This window comes from Sphingomonas sp. RIT328 (assembly GCF_000632225.1).
Lineage (GTDB): Bacteria > Pseudomonadota > Alphaproteobacteria > Sphingomonadales > Sphingomonadaceae > Sphingomonas > Sphingomonas kyungheensis.
In genome coordinates, this window is the sequence record NZ_JFYV01000023.1 from 143,443 (window position 1) to 167,012 (window position 23,570).

22 protein-coding genes are annotated in these 23,570 nt (G+C 68.6%); 12 read left to right on the top strand and 10 right to left on the bottom strand.

Annotated elements, in window-relative coordinates; genetic code table 11:
- Positions 1–14 precede the first annotated feature (14 nt).
- Positions 15–1,211, top strand: coding sequence for an LPS export ABC transporter permease LptF (gene lptF, locus BW41_RS11575; protein WP_200870408.1), 1,197 nt, complete (start codon positions 15–17; stop codon positions 1,209–1,211).
- Positions 1,208–2,299 (top strand): LPS export ABC transporter permease LptG, encoded by a 1,092-nt coding sequence (gene lptG, locus BW41_RS11580; protein WP_037534566.1) that lies wholly within the window; start codon positions 1,208–1,210, stop codon positions 2,297–2,299. Before lptF ends, lptG begins: the two co-directional genes overlap by 4 nt.
- A 1-nt stretch (position 2,300) precedes the next feature.
- On the opposite strand, the gene BW41_RS11585 is transcribed toward lptG, so the two are convergent.
- Positions 2,301–2,834, bottom strand: coding sequence for a hypothetical protein (locus tag BW41_RS11585; protein WP_037534568.1), 534 nt, complete (start codon positions 2,832–2,834; stop codon positions 2,301–2,303).
- A gap of 44 nt (positions 2,835–2,878) precedes the next feature.
- On the bottom strand, positions 2,879–3,970 hold the full coding sequence (locus tag BW41_RS11590; RefSeq protein WP_037534569.1) for a fatty acid desaturase family protein: 1,092 nt from the start codon (positions 3,968–3,970) through the stop codon (positions 2,879–2,881).
- Positions 3,971–4,104: 134 nt separating this feature from the next.
- On the opposite strand from BW41_RS11590, the gene BW41_RS11595 reads away from it, so the two are divergent.
- Entirely contained in the window at positions 4,105–5,277 is a 1,173-nt protein-coding gene (locus tag BW41_RS11595; RefSeq protein ID WP_037534571.1) for a hypothetical protein, read from the top strand.
- A gap of 306 nt (positions 5,278–5,583) precedes the next feature.
- Here BW41_RS11595 and BW41_RS11600 read toward each other — a convergent pair whose 3' ends face one another.
- The 7 genes from BW41_RS11600 to BW41_RS11630 form a co-directional block, all read right to left on the bottom strand.
- On the bottom strand, positions 5,584–5,937 hold the full coding sequence (locus BW41_RS11600; RefSeq protein WP_037534573.1) for a HesB/IscA family protein: 354 nt from the start codon (positions 5,935–5,937) through the stop codon (positions 5,584–5,586).
- On the bottom strand, positions 5,937–6,404 hold the full coding sequence (locus BW41_RS11605) for an SUF system Fe-S cluster assembly protein (RefSeq protein ID WP_037534575.1): 468 nt from the start codon (positions 6,402–6,404) through the stop codon (positions 5,937–5,939). The genes BW41_RS11600 and BW41_RS11605 overlap by 1 nt, the downstream gene beginning before the upstream one ends.
- Positions 6,401–7,615 carry a cysteine desulfurase gene (locus tag BW41_RS11610; RefSeq protein ID WP_037534577.1) on the bottom strand — a complete coding sequence of 405 codons (1,215 nt, stop codon included), beginning with the start codon at positions 7,613–7,615 and terminating at the stop codon, positions 6,401–6,403. The genes BW41_RS11605 and BW41_RS11610 overlap by 4 nt, the downstream gene beginning before the upstream one ends.
- Complete coding sequence (locus BW41_RS11615) at positions 7,612–8,685, bottom strand: SufD family Fe-S cluster assembly protein (protein ID WP_037534578.1); 1,074 nt, start codon at positions 8,683–8,685, stop codon at positions 7,612–7,614. Before BW41_RS11615 ends, BW41_RS11610 begins: the two co-directional genes overlap by 4 nt.
- Before the next feature lie 307 nt (positions 8,686–8,992).
- Complete coding sequence (gene sufC / locus BW41_RS11620; protein ID WP_037534768.1) at positions 8,993–9,736, bottom strand: Fe-S cluster assembly ATPase SufC; 744 nt, start codon at positions 9,734–9,736, stop codon at positions 8,993–8,995.
- A gap of 46 nt (positions 9,737–9,782) precedes the next feature.
- Positions 9,783–11,258, bottom strand: coding sequence for a Fe-S cluster assembly protein SufB (gene sufB, locus BW41_RS11625; RefSeq protein ID WP_037534581.1), 1,476 nt, complete (start codon positions 11,256–11,258; stop codon positions 9,783–9,785).
- A gap of 2 nt (positions 11,259–11,260) precedes the next feature.
- Positions 11,261–11,722 (bottom strand): SUF system Fe-S cluster assembly regulator, encoded by a 462-nt coding sequence (locus BW41_RS11630; RefSeq protein WP_051583454.1) that lies wholly within the window; start codon positions 11,720–11,722, stop codon positions 11,261–11,263.
- 335 nt (positions 11,723–12,057) lie between these two features.
- Here BW41_RS11630 and BW41_RS11635 point away from each other — a divergent pair, with 335 nt between their 5' ends.
- Genes BW41_RS11635 through BW41_RS11645 form a run of 3 tightly spaced genes read left to right on the top strand, consistent with a single transcriptional unit; the run spans position 12,058 to position 16,663 of the window.
- Positions 12,058–13,080, top strand: coding sequence for a quinone-dependent dihydroorotate dehydrogenase (locus tag BW41_RS11635; protein ID WP_037534770.1), 1,023 nt, complete (start codon positions 12,058–12,060; stop codon positions 13,078–13,080).
- A 39-nt stretch (positions 13,081–13,119) separates the two neighbouring features.
- On the top strand, positions 13,120–14,841 hold the full coding sequence (gene ggt, locus BW41_RS11640; protein WP_200870409.1) for a gamma-glutamyltransferase: 1,722 nt from the start codon (positions 13,120–13,122) through the stop codon (positions 14,839–14,841).
- Positions 14,842–14,878: 37 nt separating this feature from the next.
- Positions 14,879–16,663, top strand: coding sequence for an AMP-dependent synthetase/ligase (locus BW41_RS11645; protein ID WP_037534583.1), 1,785 nt, complete (start codon positions 14,879–14,881; stop codon positions 16,661–16,663).
- 41 nt (positions 16,664–16,704) lie between these two features.
- Here the strand turns inward: BW41_RS11645 and BW41_RS11650 are convergent, their stop codons facing one another.
- Positions 16,705–19,575 (bottom strand): M16 family metallopeptidase, encoded by a 2,871-nt coding sequence (locus BW41_RS11650; protein WP_037534585.1) that lies wholly within the window; start codon positions 19,573–19,575, stop codon positions 16,705–16,707.
- Between the two features lie 175 nt (positions 19,576–19,750).
- Between BW41_RS11650 and BW41_RS11655 the strand changes: the two genes are divergently transcribed.
- From BW41_RS11655 to BW41_RS11680, 6 genes are all read left to right on the top strand, one after another.
- Positions 19,751–20,545: an aspartyl/asparaginyl beta-hydroxylase domain-containing protein gene (locus tag BW41_RS11655; RefSeq protein ID WP_037534587.1), complete on the top strand. Its 795-nt coding sequence runs from the start codon at positions 19,751–19,753 to the stop codon at positions 20,543–20,545.
- A gap of 65 nt (positions 20,546–20,610) precedes the next feature.
- A complete protein-coding gene (locus tag BW41_RS11660) occupies positions 20,611–21,183 on the top strand; it encodes a NifU family protein (protein ID WP_037534589.1) in 573 nt (190 codons plus the stop codon).
- The gene (locus tag BW41_RS11665) at positions 21,183–21,776 is read left to right on the top strand and encodes a malonic semialdehyde reductase (RefSeq protein WP_037534591.1); all 594 of its coding nucleotides are present in this window, start codon (positions 21,183–21,185) and stop codon (positions 21,774–21,776) included. The genes BW41_RS11660 and BW41_RS11665 overlap by 1 nt, the downstream gene beginning before the upstream one ends.
- 183 nt (positions 21,777–21,959) lie before the next feature.
- On the top strand, positions 21,960–22,601 hold the full coding sequence (tsaB, locus tag BW41_RS11670) for a tRNA (adenosine(37)-N6)-threonylcarbamoyltransferase complex dimerization subunit type 1 TsaB (RefSeq protein WP_037534593.1): 642 nt from the start codon (positions 21,960–21,962) through the stop codon (positions 22,599–22,601).
- Complete coding sequence (locus tag BW41_RS11675) at positions 22,601–23,068, top strand: GNAT family N-acetyltransferase (RefSeq protein ID WP_037534595.1); 468 nt, start codon at positions 22,601–22,603, stop codon at positions 23,066–23,068. Before tsaB ends, BW41_RS11675 begins: the two co-directional genes overlap by 1 nt.
- Positions 23,069–23,144: 76 nt before the next feature.
- Positions 23,145–23,567 carry a Fur family transcriptional regulator gene (locus BW41_RS11680; protein ID WP_037534772.1) on the top strand — a complete coding sequence of 141 codons (423 nt, stop codon included), beginning with the start codon at positions 23,145–23,147 and terminating at the stop codon, positions 23,565–23,567.
- The last annotated feature ends 3 nt before the right edge of the window (positions 23,568–23,570 follow it).

Here is a 23,570-nt window from a genome sequence, read left to right on the forward strand (position 1 = left end):
GAGCCCTCCACCGCATGACCTCTCTCGACCGCTACATGGCCCGGCTGATCGCGTTGCCGTTGTTCTCGACGCTGACCATCGCCGCCATGCTGCTGGTGCTCGACCGTATCCAGCGCCTGTTCGTCTTCGTGGCCACCGAAGGCGGGCCGGTCAGCGTCGTCTGGCGGATGCTCGCCAATCTGCTGCCCGAATATCTCGGGCTCGGCATCCCGATCGGCCTGCTGCTTGGCATCCTGCTCGCCTTCCGCCGGCTGGCGAGCAATTCGGAACTCGACGTGCTGCGCGCGGTGGGCGTGAGCTATACGCGGATGCTGCGCGTGCCGTTCATGTATGCGATCGTGCTGGCGGCGCTCAACATCGCCATCGTCGGCTTCGTCCAGCCCAAGGCGCGCTATTATTACGAACAGCTGCGCTTCGAGCTGCGCACCGGTGCGCTCGGCGCCTCGATCAAGGTCGGCGAGTTCACCCATTTCGGCGACCGCATGACGCTGCGCATCGAGCAGAGCCATGACAAGGGCCGCAAGCTCGACGGCATCTTCGTCTATTACAACGACAAGGGCACGAGCTATTCGGTCACCGCGCGCAGCGGCCAGTTCCTCGCCACCGACGATCCCAATACGATCATCTTCCGCCTGACCAACGGCACGCTCGTCCACAAGGCACCCAATTTCACCGTGCCGCGCGTCCTCACCTTCACCTCGCACGATCTGCCGATCCCGCTACCGCGCTACGAGAATTTCCGCCAGCGCGGCGGTCGCAACCTCGAATTCACGCTGCCCGAGCTCGCCAAGCTCGGCCATGGCGCGCAGAGCGCCGAGCAGCGCGACAGCAGCCGCTCGGAATATCACTTCCGCCTCGTCGAGGTGGCGACGATGTTCCTGCTCCCGCTGCTGGCGGTGGCGCTCGGCGTGCCGGCGAAGCGCTCGACCTCGGGGTTCGGCGCGTTCCTCGCGATCGTGATGATCGTCGCCTATCACAAGGTGAACGAATATGCCGCGTCGATCGGCGAGCTTGGCCGCATCGATCCGCTGATCGCGCTCTGGGTGCCCTTCTGTATCTTCGCGGCGATCATCATCTGGATGTACTATCAGATCGCCTATGTCCCCGGCGGCCAGCCGATCGGCGCGCTCGAACGCGCCTTCTCCAAGACGTTCAAGCTGGTGACGCGCTATCTGCCCGGGCGTCGCCGCAAGGCGGAGCGGGCGGCATGAGCGGCTTCTTCCCCTCGCGCACCATCTCGCTCTACATGGCGCGATTGTTCCTGGTGCGGACCTTTGGCCTGCTCGCCGCTTTGTGGCTGATCCTGCAGACGCTCGATCTGCTCGGCGAATCCGGCGCGATCCTCGCGCATCCGGGCAATACGCAGGATCAGGTCTGGCAATATGTCGGGCTACGCGCGCCGCAGATCATCAGCTTCCTGCTGCCCTTCTCGGTGCTGCTCGGCACGATCGCCACCTTCTTCACGATGAACCAGAACAGCGAGGTGATCGCGCTCAAGGCGGGCGGCCTGTCGGCGCATCAGATCATCGCGCCGCTGCTCGTCGCCAGCCTCGGCGTGGCGGCGATCAGCTTCACGTTCAACGAACGCATCGTCACCCGCGCCACCGCGACGCTCGACCAGTGGAAGGACGCCAATTACGGCGCCTTGCCGATCGATCGCGGCGACCGCAGCAACGTCTGGGTGCGCGACGGCGACGATCTGATCGCCGTGCAGCAGGTGCGCGGCCGTGGCGAGACGACGCAGCTCGGCAACATCACCGTCTACGACCGGACCGGCGGCGAGCTGGTCGCGATCTTCCGCGCGCCGCGGGGGCGTCATGCCGGCGACGGCTGGGCGATCGCGCCGACGACGCGGTTCGACGTCGCCACCGGCAAGCTCACCACCCTCGGCACGGTCAAGGTCGCGCCGGGGGTCCGGCCGGATCAGTTCACGCTCGGCGCCGTCAACCCCGATGGGCTCGACGTCGTCGCGTTGCGCGCGGCGATCGGCGACCTGCGCGATGCCGGCCGGCCGACCAAGTCGCTCGAAGGGACGTGGTGGCACAAATTCTCCAGCCCGCTGTCGGCGGTGCTGATGCCGCTGCTCGGCGCGGTCGCCGCCTTCGGCATCGCGCGTTCGGGACAGCTCTTCCTGCGCGCGGTGATCGGCGTCGCCTTGGGCTTCGCCTATTTCGTCGCCGACAATTTCGCGATCGCGATGGGCAATCTCGGCGCCTATCCGCCGTTCCTCGCCGCCTGGGCGCCGTTCCTGCTCTTCCTGCTGATCGGTGAAGCGGTGCTGATCCGCACCGAGGAATAGCTCAGGGGACCGAGAGCGGCTCGGGCAGGGCCGCCGGCATCCGGGCGACCAGCGCGGTGGCGAGCTTGCCGCCGACGGTCGCCGGGGCATTGGCGGCGGTGCCACCCACCTGCGCGGTGACGGCACTTCCCGTCCACAGCGTCTTGCCGCTGCGCCAGTCGGACAGGGTGATCGTCATCCGCGTCACGATCAGCGCGCGCAGATCCTGTTTCGCGGTCGGCAGCGCGATCGAGATGCCGCCGCCCCAATTGGCCATCGCCGCATCCGCCTTCTTCGTCGTCGCGGGTGCGCCGACCAGACCGCGCGCCTCCCGATCGACTGCGACATGGGCGCGGTATCGGCTCGGCCCGGTCGCCGGCAGGACGAGATAATTGGCGGCGTTGAAGACGGCGTCGACCGCTTCGGCATAAGCAGGCGCGTCGGCGGCATGTTCGTCGCCGTCGGGAACGACGATGACCGTCACCGTGCCCGGCGCCACCGCGGCCGGTGCACCGTTCGCCGCCGCGATCATCATCAGACTGGCCGCAATCCCCATCACACGCCCCCCATGATCCCGCCGGAACGGGCGCCTGATCTAGTCTAGCGAGACTGGAACGTACTCCGCACGATCTTGTTCACCAGCCCCGGCAGCCCGGCATAGCTCGCCTTGTGATAAGGCGAACCCTGTTCGACCGCCGCACCGATCCGGCGATGCGCCTCGCCGAGCGCATGATAGGGCAGGCTCGGCAGCAGATGGTGCAGCGCATGATAGCGCAGCCCGACCGGTGCCCACAGAGCCGGCAGCAGCGCGGGCGGCGGCACGTTGACCGAGTCGAGATATTGCGCGGTCACCGACATCGGCTCGCCGTCATTCTCCCACAGATGCGCGACCAGCGTCCGCACCTGATTGACCACCGCGACGCCCGCACCGATCGCCAGCGCGATCGCGACGCTGCGTAGTGGGAAGACGCCGGTCGCGGTCAGCACGACCACCGCGATCGCCCAAGAGCTCGCCGCCGCTTCGGTGCGATTCCACAGGGTCAGAGCGTCGCCTTCCGGCGCGCGGCGGCGGAACTGCGGGTTGATCGCGAGCGCCGAATAGCGCTCGCGGACGATCGTGCGCAGCTTCGGCGACAGCAAGGAGACCGGCGACAGGATGGCGAAGCGGATCAAAAGACCGAGCGGCGCCAGCGCCGAGATCAACACGAACGCCGGCAGCGTCCACGGCTTCATCAGCGCGAGCGGCAGATATTCGGGATCCTCCGATGTGCCGTAGCGCGTCTTGGCGTGATGCAGGTTGTGCACGCCTTCGTACATGAAGCTCGGCGTGAGCATCGGCACGCCGACCAACACATTCCAGGCGCCACGGAAATAGGGCACGGTGCTGTGCTTCATATGGCTGACTTCGTGGATGAAGCTCAGCGCGCGATACAGGGCAAGCGCCGCCACCACCGCGGCGAACACCACCCAGCCGGTCTGCCGCAGCGTCACCGCCGCGGCCAACGCGCCGTAACCGACGACGACCGAGGCGATCAGATCGGCCCAGTAGATCGCCGGGCGCGGTGCGATCAGGTCGCGCGTCGCCTCGGCGGCGGCGCGCAGCATCGCCCTGTCGTCGGCGATGCGCAGCCGCGGCATACGGTCCGTCGCCTCGGCGACGGGGGCGCGGGAGAGGGTCAGCGAGGATTCCATGGCGTGGTCCATTGCCCCAAGATAGTGGCGACAGCGTGGCATTCCCAGACGCCGGCTGCTCCGCAACGGTGGAACCTCTCGATCACTGATGACGGAAAGGTCACTCGCCAACCGGTGTTGGCGTGCTAGATCGCATGCCAAAATGGGAGGCCCAATTGAGCGACCTGACGATCACGCCCGTCACGACCAAGAGCGAGCGCAAGGCGTTCGTCGACCTGCCGTTCCGTCTGTACAAGGATGATCCCGCCTGGGTACCGCCGCTCAAGGGCGAGGCGCTCGGCCTGATCACGCCGGAGAAGAACGGCTGGTACAGCCATGCCAAGGCGCAACTGTTCCTCGCGCGGGAGGGCGGCCGCATCGTCGGCCGGATCTCCGCGCATATCGACACGCTGGCGCTGACCATGCCCGCCGATCAGGGCTTCGGTCCCGGCGTCGGCCAATGGGGGCTGATGGAGGCCGAGCGTGAGGACATCTTCACCGCTTTGCTCGCCAAGGCGGAGGGCTGGCTGCGCGACCAGGGGATGACGCGCGCGCTCGGCCCGATCTCGCAGTCGATCTGGGAAGAGCCCGGCCTGCTCGTCCAGGGGTTTGACCATTCGCCGACGGTGATGATGGGCCATGCCAAGCCCGAATATCAGGGCTGGATCGAACGCGTCGGCTATCGCCAGATCAAGCAGCTGTTCACCTACGAACTCGACATCACCCAGGAATTCCCGCCGATCGTCAAGCGGATCATCCGCTCGGGCGAGAACAATCCGCGCATCGTCGTGCGCGAGGTCGACAAGCGCAAGTTCGAGCAGGAGGCGGCGATCATCCTGTCGATCCTCAACGACGCGTGGAGTGACAATTGGGGATTCGTGCCGCTCACCCCGCCCGAGATCAAGGACGTCGGCGTCAAGCTCAAGCCGATCGTGTTCAACGACCTGATCCGCATCGCCGAGCTCGACGGCAAGCCGGTCGCGTTCATGATCACCCTTCCCGACCTCAACGAGCCGATCAAGCCGCTGAACGGCTCGCTGCTGCCGTTCGGCTGGGCCAAGCTGTTGCTCTGGCTGCGCAAGCCCAAGGTGCGGACGATGCGCGTGCCGCTGATGGGCGTGGTCAAGGAATTGCAGGCATCGCGCATGGCGAGCCAGCTCGCCTTCATGATGATCGAATATATCCGCCGCGCCTCGGTCGAACATTATGGCGCGAGCCGCGGCGAGATCGGCTGGATCCTCGACGACAACCAGGGGATGCGCTCGATCGCCGAGACGATCGATAGCAAGGTCAACAAGGTGTACAACGTCTACGAGCGGACGCTGTAGGGCGGCGGCGGTTGGGGCGGGCCGGCGGTCCGTCCGCGGATCGTCGCGATGTCCGGGCTGAGGGCGTCGCGGTAGTCTCAGTTACGCTGCAAGGCCTCTTGGATACGGGCACCACCCCGGCGGAGGCCCGGGTCCAGTTGGAAGATCGTGGCGAGTTTTCCCGAAGCTCCGCCCAGCTGGACCCCGGCCTCCGCCGGGGTGGGGCGTAGAGAGGTCAGGCTGTGCTTCCACAAAGTTTTGGCAAAGCTCAGATCGCATAACCCGACGAGACGACACGCCGGCGATCCAAGCCTGATCCTACCCCCCTCAGACCGTGAAACTCTCCCCGCACCCGCAGGCGCCCTTGGCATTGGGATTGTTGAACACGAAGCCGGCGGTGAAATCGTCCTCGACCCAGTCCATCGTCGATCCGACCAGATAGAGGATCGACCCGCCGTCGACGTAGAGCACGCCGCCCGGCGTCTCGATCCGCTCGTCGAACGGCTTGGCCTCGGTGACATAGTCGACCGAATAAGCGAGGCCCGAACAGCCGCGCCGCGGCGTCGACAGCTTGACGCCGATCGCGCCGTCGGGCGCGCGCGCCATCAGATCGGCGATGCGGGCGTCGGCGGTGGCGGTGAGGATGAGCGGCGCGGGCCGCTGGCGCAGCGTCGTCGCCATCACAGCATCCCCAGTTCGAGCTTGGCCTCGTCCGACATCTTCTGCGGGTCCCAGGGCGGGTCCCAGACCAGATTGACGTCGGCGAAGGCGATCCCCGGCACCGCGGCGACGCGCATCTCGACCTCGGCGGGCATCGATTCGGCGACCGGGCAATGCGGCGTGGTCAGCGTCATCGTCACCACCGCCTGACCGCCGTCGGCGACCTCGACCCCGTAGATCAGCCCGAGATCGTAGATGTTGACCGGAATCTCGGGGTCGTAGATTTCCTTGAGCGCGTCGATCACCGCCTCGTAGAGCGCGCCGCCGGGCTCGCCCGGCGCATCGGTCTGCGGTTGCTGCTGCAGGAAGCCGCTGAGATAGTCGCGCGTCCGCGGCGCGGGCTCGACCGCCTCGACCGCCTCGTCGACCCGTGCGCGCGGCGCCGGCGCCACCGCGTCCACTTCCTCGATACGGATTGTATCGCTCATCCGAATATCCTCGTTACCCGTTCGACGCCGCGTACCAGCGCCTCGATATCGCGCGGCCCGTTATAGACCGCGAAGCTGGCGCGGGCGGTCGCATCGACACCCAGCACCTCCATCAGCGGCTGCGCGCAATGATGGCCGGCGCGGATCGCTACCCGCTCCTCGTCCAAGATGGTGCCGACGTCATGCGGATGCACCCCCTCAATCGCGAAACTGACGATGCCGGCGCTGTCCTCCGGCCCGAACAATCGCACCGAGTTGATCGCGCCGAGCGCCGCGCGGGCGTCGCGGACCAGCGCGGTCTCATGCGCGTGGATCGCGGCGAGGCCGATGCCCTCGACATAGTCGATCGCCGCGGCGAGGCCGAGCGCACCGACGATATGCGGCGTCCCCGCCTCGAACCGCCCCGGCGGCGGCGCATAGGTGGTCTTGGCGAAGCTCACCCGGTCGATCATCGACCCGCCACCCTGATAGGGCGGCATCTGTGCGAGCAACTCGGCCCGCCCCCACAGCACGCCGATCCCGGTCGGACCGTAGAGTTTGTGCCCCGAGAAGACGTAGAAGTCGCAACCGATCGCCGCGACGTCGACCGCGATCCGCGGCACCGCCTGACAGCCGTCGAGCAGAATCTTGGCACCGACATCATGCGCCAGCTCGGTCGCGCGGCGCGCGTCGAGCACCGAGCCGAGCACGTTCGAGACGTGGGCGAGCGCCACCATCTTGTGCTGCGGGGTGAGCATCCGCGCCATCGCGTCGAGATCGATGCGATGATCCGCGGTCAGCGGCACGACGTCGATCGCCGCGCCGACGCGCTCCGCCGCCATCTGCCACGGCACGATATTGCTGTGATGTTCGAGCATCGACAGCAGGATGCGATCGCCCGGCTTGAGCTGCGTCGCCGCCCAGCTGTGCGCGACGAGGTTGATCGCCTCGGTCGCGCCGCGCACGAACACGATCTCGTCGGGTGTGCCCGCACCGATGAAGCGCGCGACGCTGTTCCGCGCCGCCTCATAGGCGCGCGTCATATCGGCCGAGCGCTGATAGACGCCGCGGTGGACGGTGGCATAGGTCTCGCTATAGGCGCGCGCGATCGCATCGATCACGACCTGCGGCTTCTGCGCGGTCGCGGCGGTGTCGAGATAGGCCCAGCCGTCGGGGATGGCGGGGAAGTCGGCGACGCGATCGAGCGGCGCCTCGCGGGTCTCGTCGCTCATAACGTCCGCTCCAGCCACGTATCGGCATCCGCCGCGAACACCGCGCGCACGCCCTCGTCGCCGATCCGGTCAATCGCATCGGCGACGAAGGCACGGGTCAGCAGCGCCTTGGCGCGCCCGGCCGAAATGCCGCGGCTCTGCATGTAGAAGAGCGCGCGGGCGTCGAGCTCGCCGACCGTGGCGCCATGCGCGCATTTGACGTCGTCGGCGAAGATCTCCAGCTCGGGCTTGAGGTTGACCGTCGCGGTGCGGTGCAGCAGCAGGCCGCGCAGCGACTGCTCGCCATCGGTCTTCTGCGCGTCGCGCGCCACTTCCACCGCGGCGGCGAGGCTGACCGTCGACCGTTCTGCCGCGACCGCGCGCCACAATTGGTGCGACTGGCCGTTGGGATGGGCATGGCGGACGCGCACCGCACATTCCTGCCGCTGCTCGTCGCGGGTGAGCAGCGCGCCACCCAGCTCGGCATAGGCGCCGTCGCCGTTGAGCGTCAGCGCCGCGTCGAGCCGCGTCCCCGCCGCGGTGGCGCCGAGCGCGACCGAGACGAAGCTCGCCGCCTGCGCAATCATCACCTCGTCGCGGGTCGAGACGAAGCCGGCGTCCTGGACGATCCGCACCGCGCGCATCACCCGCGCGCCCTCGCCGAGATCGAAGCGGGTCAGCGTGTTGCTCCACCCGGCCCCGGTGAAACTCTCGACCAGCGTCAGCACGGCATCCTCGCCGAGCGTGATGACGAGCGGCGTCTGCCCGTCCCCGCCGGCGTTGACGCGCGCGATCTCCAGCCGCGTCACCGAACGCGGCGCGAGCGTGATCGCATGGCCCTCGCCCGCGGCATGGCGGGCGAGTCGATGATCGCTGCTGATCGACGCAGGGGTGATCGCGAGATCGCCGGGCGTGCTCGCCTGCCGGTCGAGCTGGCCATCGACGAACACCAGCCGCGCGGCGTCGGTCAGAATAGGCTCAGGCAGTCGGGGCGCGGCGACCGGCAGGTCGCGCGCGGCTTGCAGGCCGGCCATGTCGGCCCAGCGGAACGCCTCGTCGCGGCTGGTGGGGAGATCGAGAACGGTGGTCATGCGGCGGCTCGCTGATGGGGTTCACGCGACGGCGCGAAGACGCGAAGACATGAAGGTTTGTGTCCGCGCGGAGGCGCGGAGGCGCGGAGCAGAGAGGAAGACAAGGTATCGTTGCCTGCGGCGCTGACCGTTTTCGTACTCGGCAGCGCCTTATCCAGATCGCTGGCGATGATCGATGGGAGCATTGCTCCGCCGACGCCATCGCCGCGCCTCCGCGCCTCCGCGCGAGCACAAACCGTCTCGAAGGCACCAGAGGACAGGTCAGGTGCCCTACCCTCTTCGCACCGCCGCACCACCGCGTGATTCATCACGCCGCCACCCCCGCGTAACCCTCGCGCTCCAGCTCATGCGCCAGCTCCGCGCCGCCCGAGCGGACGATCCGCCCGTCGGCGAGGACGTGCACGACGTCCGGCCGCACATAGTCGAGCAGCCGCTGGTAATGGGTGATGAGCAGCACCGCCTTGTCGGGCGCGCGCATGATCCGGTTGATGCCGTCGCCGACGATGCGCAGCGCGTCGATGTCGAGCCCGCTGTCGGTCTCGTCGAGGATCGCGAACTTGGGGTCGACGACACCCATCTGCACCATCTCGTTGCGCTTCTTCTCACCACCCGAGAAGCCGACGTTGACCGGCCGCTTGAGCATCTCGGCATCCATGTCGAGCTTGGCCGCCTCGCTGCGCGCGAGCTTGAGGAACTCGCCGCCCGACAAGGGCGCCTCGCCGCGCACGCCGCGCTGCGCGTTGAGCGCCTCGCGCAGGAACTGGACGTTGCTGACGCCGGGGATCTCGACCGGATATTGGAAGCCGAGGAACACGCCGGCAGCGGCACGCTCGTGCGGTTCGAGCGCGAGCAGGTCCTGCCCGTCAAAGGTGATCGCCCCCGCCGTCACCTCATAGCCGGGCCGCCCGCCGAGCACATAGCCGAGCGTCGACTTGCCCGCGCCGTTGGGGCCCATGATCGCATGGATCTCGCCGGCATTGACCTCGAGCGTCAGGCCCTTGAGGATTTCCTTGCCGTCGATCTCGGCGTGGAGGTTTTCGATTTTGAGCATCATTCTTCCTTAAAGCCCCTCCCCTCAAGGAGGCGGAGCTTGTTCCTTAACCGACACTACCCTCGAGGCTGATCCCGAGCAGCTTCTGCGCCTCGACCGCGAATTCCATCGGCAGCTGCTGCAAGACCTCGCGCGCGAAGCCGTTGACGATCAGCGCCACCGCGGCTTCCTGGTCGAGCCCGCGCGACATCGCATAGAAGAGCTGGTCCTCGCTGATCTTCGACGTCGTCGCCTCATGCTCGATCTGCGCCGAGGGGTTCTTCACCTCGATATAGGGCACGGTATGCGCGCCGCACTGATCGCCGAGCAGCAGCGAATCGCACTGCGTGAAGTTGCGGACATTCTCCGCGGTCGGACCGACGCGGACCAGCCCGCGATAGGTATTGTCCGACCGCCCCGCCGAAATCCCCTTCGACACGATCGTCGAACGCGAGCCCTTGCCGAGGTGGATCATCTTGGTGCCGGTATCCGCCTGCTGACGGTTGTTGGTCACCGCCACCGAATAGAATTCGCCGACGCTGTTCTCGCCGGCGAGCACGCAGCTCGGATATTTCCAGGTGATCGCGCTGCCGGTTTCGACCTGCGTCCACGACACCTTGCTGTTCCTGCCCTGGCAGAGCGCGCGCTTGGTGACGAAATTGTAGATGCCGCCGACGCCGTTCTCGTCGCCGGGATACCAGTTCTGGACGGTCGAATATTTGATCTCGGCATCGTCGAGCGCGACCAGTTCGACGACCGCGGCGTGCAGCTGGTTCTCGTCGCGCATCGGCGCGGTGCAGCCTTCGAGGTAGGAGACGTAGGCGCCCTTGTCGGCGACGATCAGCGTCCGCTCGAACTGGCCGGTATTCTCCGCGTTGATGCGGAAATAGGTCGACAGCTCCATCGGGCAGCGCACGCCCTCCGGAATGTAGACGAAGGTACCGTCGCTGAAGACCGCCGAGTTGAGCGTCGCGAAGTAATTGTCGCGCTGCGGCACCACCTTGCCCAGCCACTTGCGGACCAGATCGGGATATTCGCGGATCGCCTCGCTGATCGAGCGGAAGATGACGCCCGCCGCCTCCAGCTCCTTGCGGAAGGTGGTGGCGACCGAGACGCTGTCGAACACCGCATCGACCGCGACGCGGCGCTTGGGCGCGCTGCCGTCCTCGACCCCGGCGAGCATCTTCTGCTCCTCGAGCGGGATGCCGAGCTTCTCGTAGACGCGCAGGATCTCGGGATCGACCTCGTCGAGGCTGCCGAGCTTCGGCTTCGCCTTGGGCTCGGCGTAATAATAGGCGTCCTGATAGTCGATCGGCGGCACGTTGAGCTTCGCCCAATCCGGCGCCTCCATCGTCTGCCACAGCCGGAACGCCTTCAGACGCCAGTCGAGCATCCATTCGGGCTCGTTCTTCTTGGCGCTGATGTAGCGGACCGTGTCCTCGCTCAGCCCCTTGGGGGCGAAGTCCTGTTCGATATCGGACGTGAAGCCCCATTCGTAGGTCTTGGAGACGGCCGCATAGGCCTCTGCGTTCTTGGTCGCCATGATTACACCTGTTCGCTCAACGGAGCGGGAATGGGGTCTGGGATCGGATCGTGGATCGGCGCACGGGCAAGCCGTGCGAGCGTGACGTTGGCGAGCGCGCCGCGCACCGCTTCGTTGACGATGCTCCAATGCGGTCGGACGAGACAATTGCCCTCCAGCCCGCATTCGTGGCGATTGCCCTCGACGCAGGCGGTCATCTGGATCGGTCCCTCGACCGCCTCGATGATGTCGGCAAGGCTGATCGCCGCCGCCGGCCGGGCCAGCCGGAACCCGCCGCCCGTGCCGCGCGTGCTTTCGATCAGGCCGGCCGACGAAAGGCGGCTGACCAGCTTCTGTGCGGTCGGCAGCGGCACGCCGGTCTCCTCGGCGAGCACCGTCGCGTTGAGCCGCGCCACGCCGCCGCAATGGCGCGCGGCGGCAGACATCATCACGACCGCATAGTCGGCAAGGCTGGAAAGTCGCATCGGCTCCGAACGGTTTGTTGCGAATGTCTCGCAAATCGGATCAATTCGATCCGATTGCCAGATAGGGTTTTGCGCGGCCGGGTCAAGCGGGGAGACGGGTTATCCGACGCTGGTCCGACCTTCCGCACCTGTCATTCTCTCCTTCTGTATCCCCGCGAAGACGGGGATACAGCCACGCGAACCCCTGCGATCCAGCCATTGGCGCCAGCGGGTCCGCCACCCGCCAATATCGGCGGGAGACACAATGCTGAGGTTTGCGCCGTGTCCGCCGGGCCACCATCCGCGCGGCGCGCGCCAGCTTTGATTTCCGCCGCGCGCAATGCGATGGGCGCAGCATGTCCTATGCCCTCCGCCCGCTGCTCTTCGCCCTCGATGCCGAACGGGCGCATGCATTGACGCTCAAGGCGCTGGCGGTGCGGGCGAAGCTGCCCTTCCCCGCCCCGCGGCACAGCCCGCGGCTCGCCACCCGCATCGGCGGGCTCGCCTTCGCCAATCCGCTCGGCGTCGCGGCGGGGCTCGACAAGGACGGGGTGGCGATCGACGGACTGTTCGGCTTCGGCTTCGGCGCAGTCGAGATCGGCACGCTCACCCCGGTGGCGCAGGCGGGCAATCCCCGCCCGCGCTTGTTCCGGCTGGTCGCCGATCGCGCGGTGATCAACCGCATGGGCTTCAACAACGGCGGCCTCGAAGCGGGACTGGCGCGCGCCCGCACCGCCTCGCGAGGCGCCGGGCGGCTCGGCATCAACGTCGGCGCCAACAAGGATGCCGCCGATCGGATCGCCGATTATGTCGCCGGCGTCACCGCCGCCGCGCCGATCGCCGACTATGTGACGATCAATATCTCCTCGCCCAACACGCCGGGCCTGCGCGATCTGCAGCATGGTGCGGCGCTCGACGATCTGCTCGCCGCCTGCACCGCGGCGCGGGGGGCGACGCCGCTGTTCCTCAAGATCGCCCCCGATCTCGACGCCGCCGCGCTCGACGGCATCGCCCGCGCCGCGATCGGCCATCGGCTCGACGCGATCATCCTCGGCAACACCACCATCTCGCGTCCGCCGCTGCGGGCGCCGCACGCCGGCGAGAGCGGCGGCCTGTCGGGTGCGCCGCTCGCGCCGCTCGCCCGCCAGCGGCTCGTCGACCTGCGCAGCGCGACCGGCGGCAACATCGCGCTGATCGCCGCGGGCGGGATCGACAGCGGTGCCGAGGCCTATGCGCGCATCCGCGCCGGCGCGCGGCTGGTGCAGCTCTATTCGGCGCTGGTCTATCACGGACCGGGGCTGGCGCGGACGATCCTGCGCGATCTCGACCACCTGCTCGCCCGCGACGGCTTCGCCGATGTCGCCGCCGCGGCGGGCTAACGCTTGCCCTCCCCGGACCAGCCGCTAGGCTTTGCCGCGATGAAGACCCTGATCGCCCTCTTGCTCGCCGCCGCCAGCGCACCGGCGTTGGCCAAGACCCCCGCGTCGGCCCCGGCAGCCGGCATGGTCAGCGCCGCCGATCCGCGCGCCGCCGCCGCCGGTGTCGAGATCCTCAAGGCGGGCGGCAGCGCCACCGACGCGGCGATCGCGACGATGCTCGCGCTCAACGTCGTCGAGCCGCAGAGCTCCGGCATCGGCGGGGGCAGCTTCTGGGTCAGCCACGCCGCCCGCACCGGCCGGGTCACGACGATCGACGCGCGCGAGGCCGCGCCTGCCGCGGCGAAGCCGCGCTGGTTCTACGGACCGGACGGCGTGCCGCTCAGCCATGCCGATGCGGTGCCGGGCGGACGCAGCGTCGGCGTGCCGGGCGCGCTGCGCGGCATGGCGCTGGCGCATCGCCAGTCGGGCAAGCTGCCCTGGGCGCGGCTGTTCCAGCCGGCGATCCGGCTGGCGCGCGACGGTTTCCGCGCCAGCCCGCGCTTCACCAATTCGGTCGCCTCCTACGGCGGCCATCTGACGCCGGAGGCACGCGCGACCTTCGCCGTCGGCGCCGACGGCATCGTCCGCAATCCGGCGCAGGCGGCGCTGCTCACCCGTATCGCGGCGCATGGACCCGACAGCTTCTACGTCGGGCCACAGGCCGCCAAGCTCGTCGCGGCGGTCAACGGCGCGGCGCGCAACCCGTCGCAGATGACCACCGGCGATCTCGCCAGCTACGACGCCAAGCCGCGTCCCGAGGTCTGCGTGCCGTACCGCAGCTACCGGATTTGCGGCATGGGACCGCCGTCGTCGGGCGGCATCACCGTGCTGATGATCCTCAAGCAGCTCGAACGGTTCGACATGTCCCGGCTCGGCAAGGACTCGCCGGTCGCCTGGCACCTGTTCGCGGAAAGCTCGCGCCTCGCTTATGCCGATCGCAACCTCTACGTCGGCGACCCCGATTTCGTCCGCGTGCCGGTCGCCGGGCTGCTCGATCCCGCCTATCTCGCCGCGCGCTCCGCGCTGATCGCCCCCGACCGGACGCTCGCCACCGTCACCGCCGGCACGCCGCGCGGCGCGCCGCCGCGCACGCCGGCGCCGGTCAGCGAGGTCGCCGGCACCACCGATCTCGCCGTCGCCGATCGCGCCGGCAACGTCGTCGAGGTGACGACGACGGTCGAGGGGCCGTTCGGATCGGGGCTGGTCATCGACGGCACGGTGCTCAACAACGAGCTGACCGATTTCGATATCGTGCCGGTCGACGCCGGCTATCTCGTCGCCAATCGCGTCGAGGGCGGCAAGCGGCCGCGCAGTTCGATGGCGCCGACGATCGTCTACGACGCCAGCGGCAAGGTGCGGCTGGCGATCGGAGCGGCGGGCGGATCGACGATCATCGCGCAGATCGCCAAGGCGCTGGTCGGCGTGCTCGACTGGCACCTGTCCGCGCAGGAGGCGATCGCGCTCGGCCTCGTCTACGCGCCCGGTCCGGTCGCGACGCTGGAGACCGGCACCGCCGCCGCCACGCTGCAACCCGCGCTCGCCGCGCTCGGCGAGCGGACCGAGGTCGCGCCGATGGGGCTCAAGGCCAATGCGATCGAATGGGTCGGCGGGCGCTGGGTCGGCGCCGCCGATCCGCGCAGCGAAGGCGTCGCGATCGGCGAGGACGGCCGCGTCAGCGATCCCACCCGCGCCGCGCCGGTCGCCAACCGCCCGTCCGAATAACCGTCGCCGGCGCAAGACCGGCGCGACAGGAGAGATCATGCGCAGCCTCGAGCATTTTCCCAACCTCGTCACGATGTTCTTCACACGGGCGAAGGAGAAGGGCGACGCCCCCTTCCTCTGGGCCAAGCGCGACGGCGTCTGGGTCGCGACGAGCTGGGCCGAGGCGGCGCGGCAAGTCGCCAGCCTCGCCGCGGGGCTGACCGCAGCGGGGATGAAGCCGGGGGACCGGGTGATGCTGGTCAGCGAGAACCGCCCCGAATGGTGTATCAGCGATCTCGCGATCATGGCGGCCGGCTGCATCACCGTGCCGACCTACATCACCAATACCGAGCGCGATCACGCGCATATCATCACCGATTCGGGCGCCTGCGGCGTTATCGTGTCGACCGACAAGCTGGCGAAGACCGTGCTCACCGCGGTGCTCCGCTCGAACCAGGGGCAGACGGTGATCGGCATCGATCCGATGCGTGCGCCGTCGGGGATCGACTTCCACGACTGGCACCGGCTGATCGCCGACCATCCGACCGACCCCGCCGATGCCGCGGCGCGCGCGACCTTCCGCCGCGACGATCTCGCCTGCATCATCTACACCAGCGGCACCGGCGGCGCGCCGCGCGGGGTGATGCAGCATCACGGCGCGATCCTGCACAACGCCAAGGGCTGCGCCGCGCTGATCGCCGAGGATTTCGGCTGGGAGGACGAGGTATTCCTGTCCTTCCTGCCGCTCAGCCACGCCTATGAGCATACCGGCGGCCAGCATTTCCCGATCGCGCTCGGCGGGCAGATCTATTACGCCGAAGGCCTCGACAAGCTCGCCGCCAATATCGAGGAGGTGCGGCCGACGATCATGTTCGTCGTGCCGCGATTGTTCGAGGTGCTGCGGACGCGGATCAGCAAGGCGATCGAGAAACAGGGCGGCATGGCGGCCTATCTGCTCGCGAAAGCGCTCGAACTCGGCGCGCGCGAGAATGCGGGCGGCCTGCGCCTCGCCGACCGGCCGGCGCAATTGCTGGTCCGCACCCTGTTCAAGCCCAAGATCGCCAAACGGTTCGGCGGGCGGATGAAGGCGATGGTGTCGGGCGGCGCGCCGCTCAATCCGGAGGTCGGGCTGTTCTTCCAGTCGCTGGGCGTCACCTTCCTGCAGGGCTATGGCCAGACCGAGGCGGCGCCGGTGATCTCGTGCAACCGGCCCAAGGTCGGCATCCGCATGGATTCGGTCGGTCCGCCGCTCGCCGATACCGAGGTGCGGATCGCCCCCGACGGCGAGATCCTGGTGCGCGGCGAGCTGGTGATGCACGGCTATTGGCGCAACGAGGCGGAGACGGCGCGCGTGCTGCGCGACGGCTGGCTCCACACCGGCGACATCGGCGAGATCGACGCGGCGGGCCGCATCGCCATCACCGATCGCAAGAAAGACCTCATCATCAACGACAAGGGCGAGAATGTCGCGCCGCAGAAGATCGAGGGCATGCTGACGCTCCAGCCCGAGATCGTCCAGGCGATGATCTACGGCGACCGCCGCCCCTATATGGTCGCGCTGATCGTGCCCGACCCCGAATGGACGCAGGAATGGTGCGCGGCGAACGGCACCGCCTGCAAGTTCGAGCGGCTCGCGGAGAACAGCGAATATCGCACCGCGATCGGCCATGCGGTCGAACGCGTGAACAGGGACCTGTCGGTCACCGAGCGCATCCGCCGCTTCGTGCTCGCCGACGAACCCTTCACGATCGAGAATGAGCAGCTGACGCCGAGCCTCAAGATCCGCCGGCACGTCATCCGCACCGTCTACGGCGAGCGGCTCGACGCGCTTTATCGGGGGTGATCCCGGGAGCGGGCGGCGGGTCGCGAACCCGCCGCCCGCCCTTACTTGGCGGCCTTCCGCGGCAGCACCGCCAACGTCCAGTCCTTCGCCGGCACCAGATATTTCGCTGCCGTCGCCTGCAACACCTCGGGCGTCACCTCGCCGAAGTCACGGCCCAGCCGGCGCGTCGCCTCCAGCCGGCGCTCGTCATAGGCACCGCCCGACAGTTCGCGGAGCCAGAACAGGCTGCTCGTCGCGGCACGGGCATAGACCTGCTGCAACGGTCCCTTGACCCGCGCCAGCTCGTCGGCGCTGACCGGAGTCTTGGCGAGGTCGGCGGCGATCTCGCGCGACAGGCGGAAGAACAATGCGACATTGGCCGGCGCGACCTGGCTCACCGCCATCAGCCGGCCGCCGCCGGGCAGCCCCTTGGGCCAGCTGCTCGCGACGCCGGGGCTGTAGCTCGCCCCCGCCGCCTGCCGCATCCGTTCGAACAGACGATCGCTGAACACCTGCGCGAGCACGTCGAGCCGGCGCGCCTCCGCGAGATCGGCGGTGCCCGAACCGGTCGGCCAGGCGATCACCGCGCTCGCCTGATTGTCGGGGCCATTGTGATAGCGCAGCACCGGCGTGGCGACATGCGCGGGGAAGCGCACCGGCGGCACCGCCGCCGACGGCGCGGCACGCGGCGGGATCGCGCCGAGGCTCTTCGCCACCGCCGCAACCGCCTCTTCCGACTTGACGTCGCCGAACACATCGACCTCGATCGGCCCGCTGGCGAGCAGCGGCGCCCAGAAGGCCTCGAACGCCTTGGGGGTCAACGCCTCGACCGCCTTGGCGTCGGGCGTCGCCCAGCGCGGATCGCCGGCATGGAGCAATCCTTCGAGATCGCGCGACAGCACGCCGTCCGCCGAGGAATCATAACCGGGAATCGCGGTCAGCGCCGCCGATTTGGCGCGCGTCACCGGCGCCGGGTCCCAGCGCGGATGCGCCAGCTTGGCGGCGATCAGCGTCAGTTCGTCGGCATAATCCTTGGGACTGCTCAGCGCGGCGATCGAAAACGCATCCTCGTCGATGCCGAAGTCGAGCCCGAGCTGCCGCCCCGCGGTGAGCTGGTCGAGATCGTCCTGCCCGAGCGTGCCGATGCCGCTTTCCATCAGCGCCAGATCCCCCGCCCAGGCGGGGCTCGGCCGGTTGGCGGGCAGCGCGTTATAGCCGCTGCCGAACCGCACCCGGATGAAGACGCGCCCGGTATCGTCGGGATTGGGGAAGAGCAGCATCCTCACGCCATTGGCGAACACCACCTTCTCCGCCGGCAGGCCGGACAGCGGCCCGCGCGCCGCGACCACGCCCGGCGCACCGAGCGCAGGCAGCTTGCTGAAATCGACCGCCGCCTGGTTGGTGCGCTTGATCGTCAGCGCCGACACGTCCGCCTTGAGCGCGGCGGCGAGCTTCTCCGCCGTCCCCTTCTCCGCGGTGCGGGTGTTGACGAGCGCGCGCGTCGCATCGCCCTCGAACAGCTTCTTGGACGAGGCGAGCACCGCGGCGGGATTGAACATGCCCTTCTGCTTGGCGTCGGTGAGGATCGCATAGCTGTTCTCGGGCGCGGTCACCGTCTCGCGGATGTCGAGCGCGCCGGCCATGTCGTCGGCCTGTTTGGCGCTCGCCTCGACCCGCGCGGTCTCAACGCCGTTGCGGATCGCGACCTCGTAATCGGCATATTCGCGGTCGATCTCCGCCTGGGTCGGCGGGCTGTTCTGCGCGTCGGCGATCACCGCGCGTACGTCCTTCAGCGCCTGTTCCCACTGGTCGCCGACCGGCAGGATCAAGACCGACGTCATGTTCGCCGAACGCGACCGGTCGTCGAGATCGACGCCCGCCTGGACGAAGCTCGCCCCCGCCCGCGCGCGCCGTTCGAGCCGGCGGCTGATCACCTTGGCGGCGATCGTGTCGACCATCCGCTTCTGGTTGAAGATCTTGGTATCGTCATTGTAATGCCAGGGGCGCACCACCCCCATCATCACCAGCGGCGGCAGGCCGGGTTCGACCATCGTCGCCGAGGTCGGCTGGCTGGGATCGGGCTTGCCGAAATCGGGGTCGGCGGGATTGGGGCCATTGCCCTTCCAGCCGGCGAAATGGCGCGTCACCATCGCGCCGAGCTTGGCCGGGTCCATGTCGCCCGAGATGATGACGACCGCGCGCTCCGGCCGATACCAGCGATCGTGGAAAGCCTTGATGCTCGCGCCGTTCGCCGCGTCGAGCGTCTCGACCGTGCCGATCGGCGAACGGTCGGCGAGCGGCTGGCCGGCGAAGAACAGCCAGTTCATCGCATCCTGCAGCTTGACCTGCGGTCCCGGCTGCTCCCGCCGTTCGGCGAGCACGATCGGCCGTTCCGCCGACACCGCCGCATCGGTCAGCGTCGGCGCGGCCATCATCCCGGACAGGATCTTGATGCTCTCGTCGACCGTGGCGTCGGTCGCCGAGGGCAGGTCGAGCTTGTAGAGCGTCTGCGTCGGCGTGGTCGAGGCGTTGCTGTCCGAGCCGAAGGTCGCGCCGAACCGCTGCCACACCCGCTTCGCCTCGCCGTCGGGGACATATTCGGAGCCGCGGAACGAGAGATGCTCGATGAAATGCGCATAGCCGCGCTCGCTGTCCTTCTCGTACAGCGACCCCGCGTCGATGCGGACACGGATCGATACCTGCCCGGGCGGCACGCCGTTCTTGCGGACCGCATAGCGCAAGCCGTTGGGAAGGGTGCCGAACGACCAATTGGGATCGTGCGGCAGGTCGCTGCCTTTGTAGAGCCAGGGCGTCGTGTCGACCTTGACCGTCGGCGCGGGCGCCGCGGCGGGCGCGGTGCGGACCTGGGCAACGGTGGCCGATGCGAGGGCGAGAACGAGTACGGGCGCGAATGCGCGGGAAAGAAACGCCATAGGCGACGCTTGTAGCGGGTGCCGTGCGGCGCCGCCAGCGCGTCCGTATCCTCCTCACTTCCGTCATGATTTCGCCCCAGCCGGGCAATAGCCCGGTGGCTGAGGGGAGCCGGGCGGATCGCGCCCGACGAACGATGCGGCGTCCCTGCGGCGCGATTCGGATGATGGTTGGACGATGACGGTAAGCAGGAACGACGCGGCGCCGGCAATGTGGCGGAACTCGGGCAAGCCGCGCAAGGCGACGGCCCGCCGGCCGCTCGTCATCCGCATCGGCCGGCACTTACGCGGGCTGTTCGACCGGATGATCGCCGGTTCCTCGCTCGTCGCCAACGATCCGGTGCTCGACGTCCGCCATTTCGGCTGGACCGCACAGCTGCGCGACCAGTGGCAGACGATCCGCGACGAGGCCGAGTCGGTCGCGCTGCGCGGCGCCGATGCGCCCAGCCTCGCGACGATCTCGCCCGATCACCGTGCGATCGCCGAGGTCGGCAAGTGGCGCTCCTTCTTCCTGTGGGGCTATGGCTATCCGATCGAGGACAATCTGGCGCGCTGCCCGGCGACGCAGGCGATCGTCTCGCGCGTACCGGGGCTCAACAGCGCCTTCTTCTCGATCCTCGCGCCGGGCACGCATATCCCGGCACACCGCGGCGTCACCAAGGGGCTGATCACCTGTCACCTCGGCCTGTTCGTGCCGCGCGACGGCGACGTCCGCATGCGCGTCGGCGACCGCGTCGTGCGCTGGGCGGAGGGCGAGACCCTGGTGTTCGACGACACCTACGATCACGAGGTGTGGAACGACAGTGCGGCGACGCGCGTGGTGCTGCTCGTCCAGTTCGCGCGGCCGTTGCGCAATCCGGGCAAGTGGATCGCCGACCTGTTCCTCGGCGCGGTGCGCCGCTCCGCCTTCGTCCAGGAGGCGCGCGGCAATATCGCCAAATGGAACGCCTCGATCAAACAGCTCGAGATCTAGGGTGGAAACAATCGCTTTCCCGGGCAGCGCTTGATCCCCCGCGCGCCACGCGCCACATGGCAGCCATGCTGATCGAGACCGAAACCACGCCCAACCCGGCGACGCTCAAATTCCTGCCCGGCCGCATCGTCATGGATGCCGGCACGCGCGATTTCGCGACGCCCGAGGAGGCGGAGGCGAGCCCGCTCGCCGAGATGCTGTTCGCGCTCGGCGACGTCACCGGCGTGTTCTTCGGCCGCGACTTCGTCTCGGTCACCGCCGCGCCGGGCGTCGCCTGGACCGAGCTCAAGCCGGACGTGCTCGCCATCCTGCTCGATCATTTCGCCGCCAACATGCCGCTGTTCCGCCAGGGCAGCGCCGGCTTCAGCGTGCCCGCCGACGAGGAGGCGCTGTCCGACGACCCCGCCGATGCCGATATCGTTGCGCAGATCCGCGAGCTGATCGACACCCGCGTCCGCCCGGCGGTGGCGAACGACGGCGGCGACATCGTCTATCGCGGCTTCGACAAGGGCAAGGTCTATCTGCGCATGCAGGGCGCCTGCGCCGGCTGCCCCTCGTCGAGCGCGACGCTGAAGAGTGGCATCGAGCAATTGCTGAAATATTACGTTCCCGAAGTCACCGAAGTGAGGGCCGTCTGATGTCCGATCCCCTGCCCGATTCGGCGCTCGACCGCATCTTCCGCACCGCGCGCAGCTTCAACCATTATACCGACCGGCCGGTCGGCGAGGATCAGCTCCACGCGATCTGGGAGCTGATGAAATGGGGGCCGACCAGCGCCAACCAGCTGCCCGCCCGGCTCGTCTGGTGTGTCAGCGACGAGGCCAAGGCGAAGCTCGCCGCCGCCTGTTCCGATGCCAACCAGGCCAAGGTCCGCGCCGCGCCGGTCAGCGTCATCATCGGCATGGACGTCGACTTCCACGAGACCCTGCCCGAGCTCTTCCCGCACGTGGACGCCAAGGCGTGGTTCGACGGCAATACCGAATTGCGCACCGCGTCGGCGGCGCGCAATTCGACGTTGCAGGGCGCCTATTTCATCATCGCGGCGCGGGCGCTGGGACTCGACACCGGGCCGATGTCCGGCTTCGATCAGGGCGCGGTCGACAAGGCGTTCTTCGCCGACCAGCCCAGCGTCCGCAGCAACTTCATTTCCACGCTCGGCTATGGCGATCCCGCCACCCTGCACGAGCGCCTGCCGCGGCCGGGCTTCGGGCGGTTCAACACGATCGCGTAAGCGGCATTCGTGATCCCCGACGTCCGCTGCCGCTGAACCGTCCGCCTTCCCCTCGGGATTTGCCCGCGTGGAAGGTCCGGGGCGGAGGGGGCTGACATCCTGCCGGCGGCTTACGCGGTGCCATTGCCACCCCCGCATCCGACGCTTGTCGCGCGCCACGACTCGTCGCAAAGCGTTCGAAACATGATCGACTCCCCTGCCCCTCGCACCCTCGTCATCGATACCGCCACCGCCGCCTGTTCGGTGGCGCTGATCGAGGCGGGCGTGGTCATCGCCGCGACGCATCGTGAGGTCGGCCGCGGCCATGCCGAACAGCTGCTGCCGATGATCGCCGCGCTGCCCGACGGCGGCCGCGCCGGGCACATCCTGGTCGATGTCGGCCCGGGCAGCTTCACCGGCCTGCGTGTCGGCATCGCCGCGGCGCGCGGCCTCGCGCTCGGCTGGGATGCGGGCGTCAGCGGCTATTCGAGCCTCGCGCTGATCGCCGCCGCCGCCTTCGCCGCCGGCCATGACGGCGAGATCGCCGCGATGCTCGAAGGCGGCCATGGCGAGGTGTTCGTCCAGTCGTTCGCGCCCGGCCCGGTCGCCCTGGATGCGCTCGCCTCACGCAAGCCGGAGGCGGCGATCGCCGCGCTCGCCGGGCGCTGGCCGGTCGGCAATGGCCTGCGCTGGCTGCAACAGGTCGCGCCAGAGTGCGACGGCCAGCCGGCGCTGCCGGACGCGGCCGACGCCGTGCTGCTGCCGCCCGCCCTCACCGCGCTGCCGCCGCGCCCGCTCTACGGCCGCGCGCCCGATGCCAAGCTGCCCGGCGGGATCACCCCCTGATGGCGACGCGGCAGGTGACCCTGCGCAGCGGCGATGCGCGCGACGTCGGCCTCGTCGATGCGCTGATGACGGCTGCCTTCGATCCGCGCTTCGGCGAGGCGTGGACGCGCAACCAGTGCCTCGGCGTGCTGGCGATGCCCGGCGTGCGGCTGACGCTCGCCTATGTCGATGCGGCGCCCGCCGGCTTCACCATGGTGCGCAGTGTCGTCGACGAGGCGGAGTTGCTGCTGCTCGCGGTCGACCCCGCCTTCCGCCGCCGCGGCATCGGCCGCGCGCTGCTGCGCGGCGTCATCGCCGAGGCGCAGATGACCGGCATCGCCGACCTCCACCTCGAAGTGCGCGAGAATAACGAGGCGGTCCGGCTCTACGTCGAACAGGGTTTCGCCAAGGTCGGCGAACGGCGGCATTATTACCGCGGCAAGACCGGCCAGGCGTTCGACGCGCACACCTACCGCCGCGCGGTGTGACGCAAAATCGTCCGAGCGGGGCTATTGCGAGTCGGTTTCGCTTTTCGCAACAAGCCGGCTGGACTACATGAGCAGCATGCCTCGCAAGATCGATCTCGAAGCCCTGTGCAACCAGAAGGGCCTGCGCATCACCGAACAGCGCCGCGTGATCGCCCGCGTGCTGTCCGAAGCCGAAGACCATCCCGATGTCGAGAAGGTGTATGAGCGCGCCTCGGCGATCGATCCGGGTATTTCGATCGCCACCGTCTATCGCACCGTGCGCTTGTTCGAGGAGGCGGGCATCCTCGATCGCCATGACTTCGGCGACGGCCGCGCCCGCTACGAACCCTCGCCCGAGGCGCATCACGATCATCTCATCGACGTCGAGACCGGCAAGGTGATCGAATTCGTCGACCCCGAACTCGAGCAATTGCAGAAGGCGATCGCCGAGAAGCTCGGCTTCCGCCTCGTCGATCACCGCATGGAATTGTACGGCGTCAGCCTCGATCGCAAGGTGTAACGC

Coding starts and splice junctions, on each gene's coding strand:
- BW41_RS11610 (WP_037534577.1), bottom strand. CDS start 7,615: ATGAGCGACGAGACCCGCGAGGCGCCGCTCGATCGCGTCGCCGACTTC.
- ggt (WP_200870409.1), top strand. CDS start 13,120: ATGAAGACCCTGATCGCCCTCTTGCTCGCCGCCGCCAGCGCACCGGCG.
- BW41_RS11680 (WP_037534772.1), top strand. CDS start 23,145: ATGCCTCGCAAGATCGATCTCGAAGCCCTGTGCAACCAGAAGGGCCTG.
- tsaB (WP_037534593.1), top strand. CDS start 21,960: ATGATCGACTCCCCTGCCCCTCGCACCCTCGTCATCGATACCGCCACC.
- BW41_RS11615 (WP_037534578.1), bottom strand. CDS start 8,685: ATGACCACCGTTCTCGATCTCCCCACCAGCCGCGACGAGGCGTTCCGC.
- BW41_RS11645 (WP_037534583.1), top strand. CDS start 14,879: ATGCGCAGCCTCGAGCATTTTCCCAACCTCGTCACGATGTTCTTCACA.
- BW41_RS11650 (WP_037534585.1), bottom strand. CDS start 19,575: ATGGCGTTTCTTTCCCGCGCATTCGCGCCCGTACTCGTTCTCGCCCTC.
- BW41_RS11585 (WP_037534568.1), bottom strand. CDS start 2,834: ATGGGGATTGCGGCCAGTCTGATGATGATCGCGGCGGCGAACGGTGCA.
- BW41_RS11665 (WP_037534591.1), top strand. CDS start 21,183: ATGTCCGATCCCCTGCCCGATTCGGCGCTCGACCGCATCTTCCGCACC.
- BW41_RS11630 (WP_051583454.1), bottom strand. CDS start 11,722: ATGCGACTTTCCAGCCTTGCCGACTATGCGGTCGTGATGATGTCTGCC.
- BW41_RS11635 (WP_037534770.1), top strand. CDS start 12,058: ATGTCCTATGCCCTCCGCCCGCTGCTCTTCGCCCTCGATGCCGAACGG.
- lptF (WP_200870408.1), top strand. CDS start 15: ATGACCTCTCTCGACCGCTACATGGCCCGGCTGATCGCGTTGCCGTTG.
- sufC (WP_037534768.1), bottom strand. CDS start 9,736: ATGCTCAAAATCGAAAACCTCCACGCCGAGATCGACGGCAAGGAAATC.
- BW41_RS11600 (WP_037534573.1), bottom strand. CDS start 5,937: ATGGCGACGACGCTGCGCCAGCGGCCCGCGCCGCTCATCCTCACCGCC.
- sufB (WP_037534581.1), bottom strand. CDS start 11,258: ATGGCGACCAAGAACGCAGAGGCCTATGCGGCCGTCTCCAAGACCTAC.
- BW41_RS11675 (WP_037534595.1), top strand. CDS start 22,601: ATGGCGACGCGGCAGGTGACCCTGCGCAGCGGCGATGCGCGCGACGTC.
- lptG (WP_037534566.1), top strand. CDS start 1,208: ATGAGCGGCTTCTTCCCCTCGCGCACCATCTCGCTCTACATGGCGCGA.
- BW41_RS11590 (WP_037534569.1), bottom strand. CDS start 3,970: ATGGAATCCTCGCTGACCCTCTCCCGCGCCCCCGTCGCCGAGGCGACG.
- BW41_RS11655 (WP_037534587.1), top strand. CDS start 19,751: ATGACGGTAAGCAGGAACGACGCGGCGCCGGCAATGTGGCGGAACTCG.
- BW41_RS11605 (WP_037534575.1), bottom strand. CDS start 6,404: ATGAGCGATACAATCCGTATCGAGGAAGTGGACGCGGTGGCGCCGGCG.
- BW41_RS11660 (WP_037534589.1), top strand. CDS start 20,611: ATGCTGATCGAGACCGAAACCACGCCCAACCCGGCGACGCTCAAATTC.
- BW41_RS11595 (WP_037534571.1), top strand. CDS start 4,105: ATGCCAAAATGGGAGGCCCAATTGAGCGACCTGACGATCACGCCCGTC.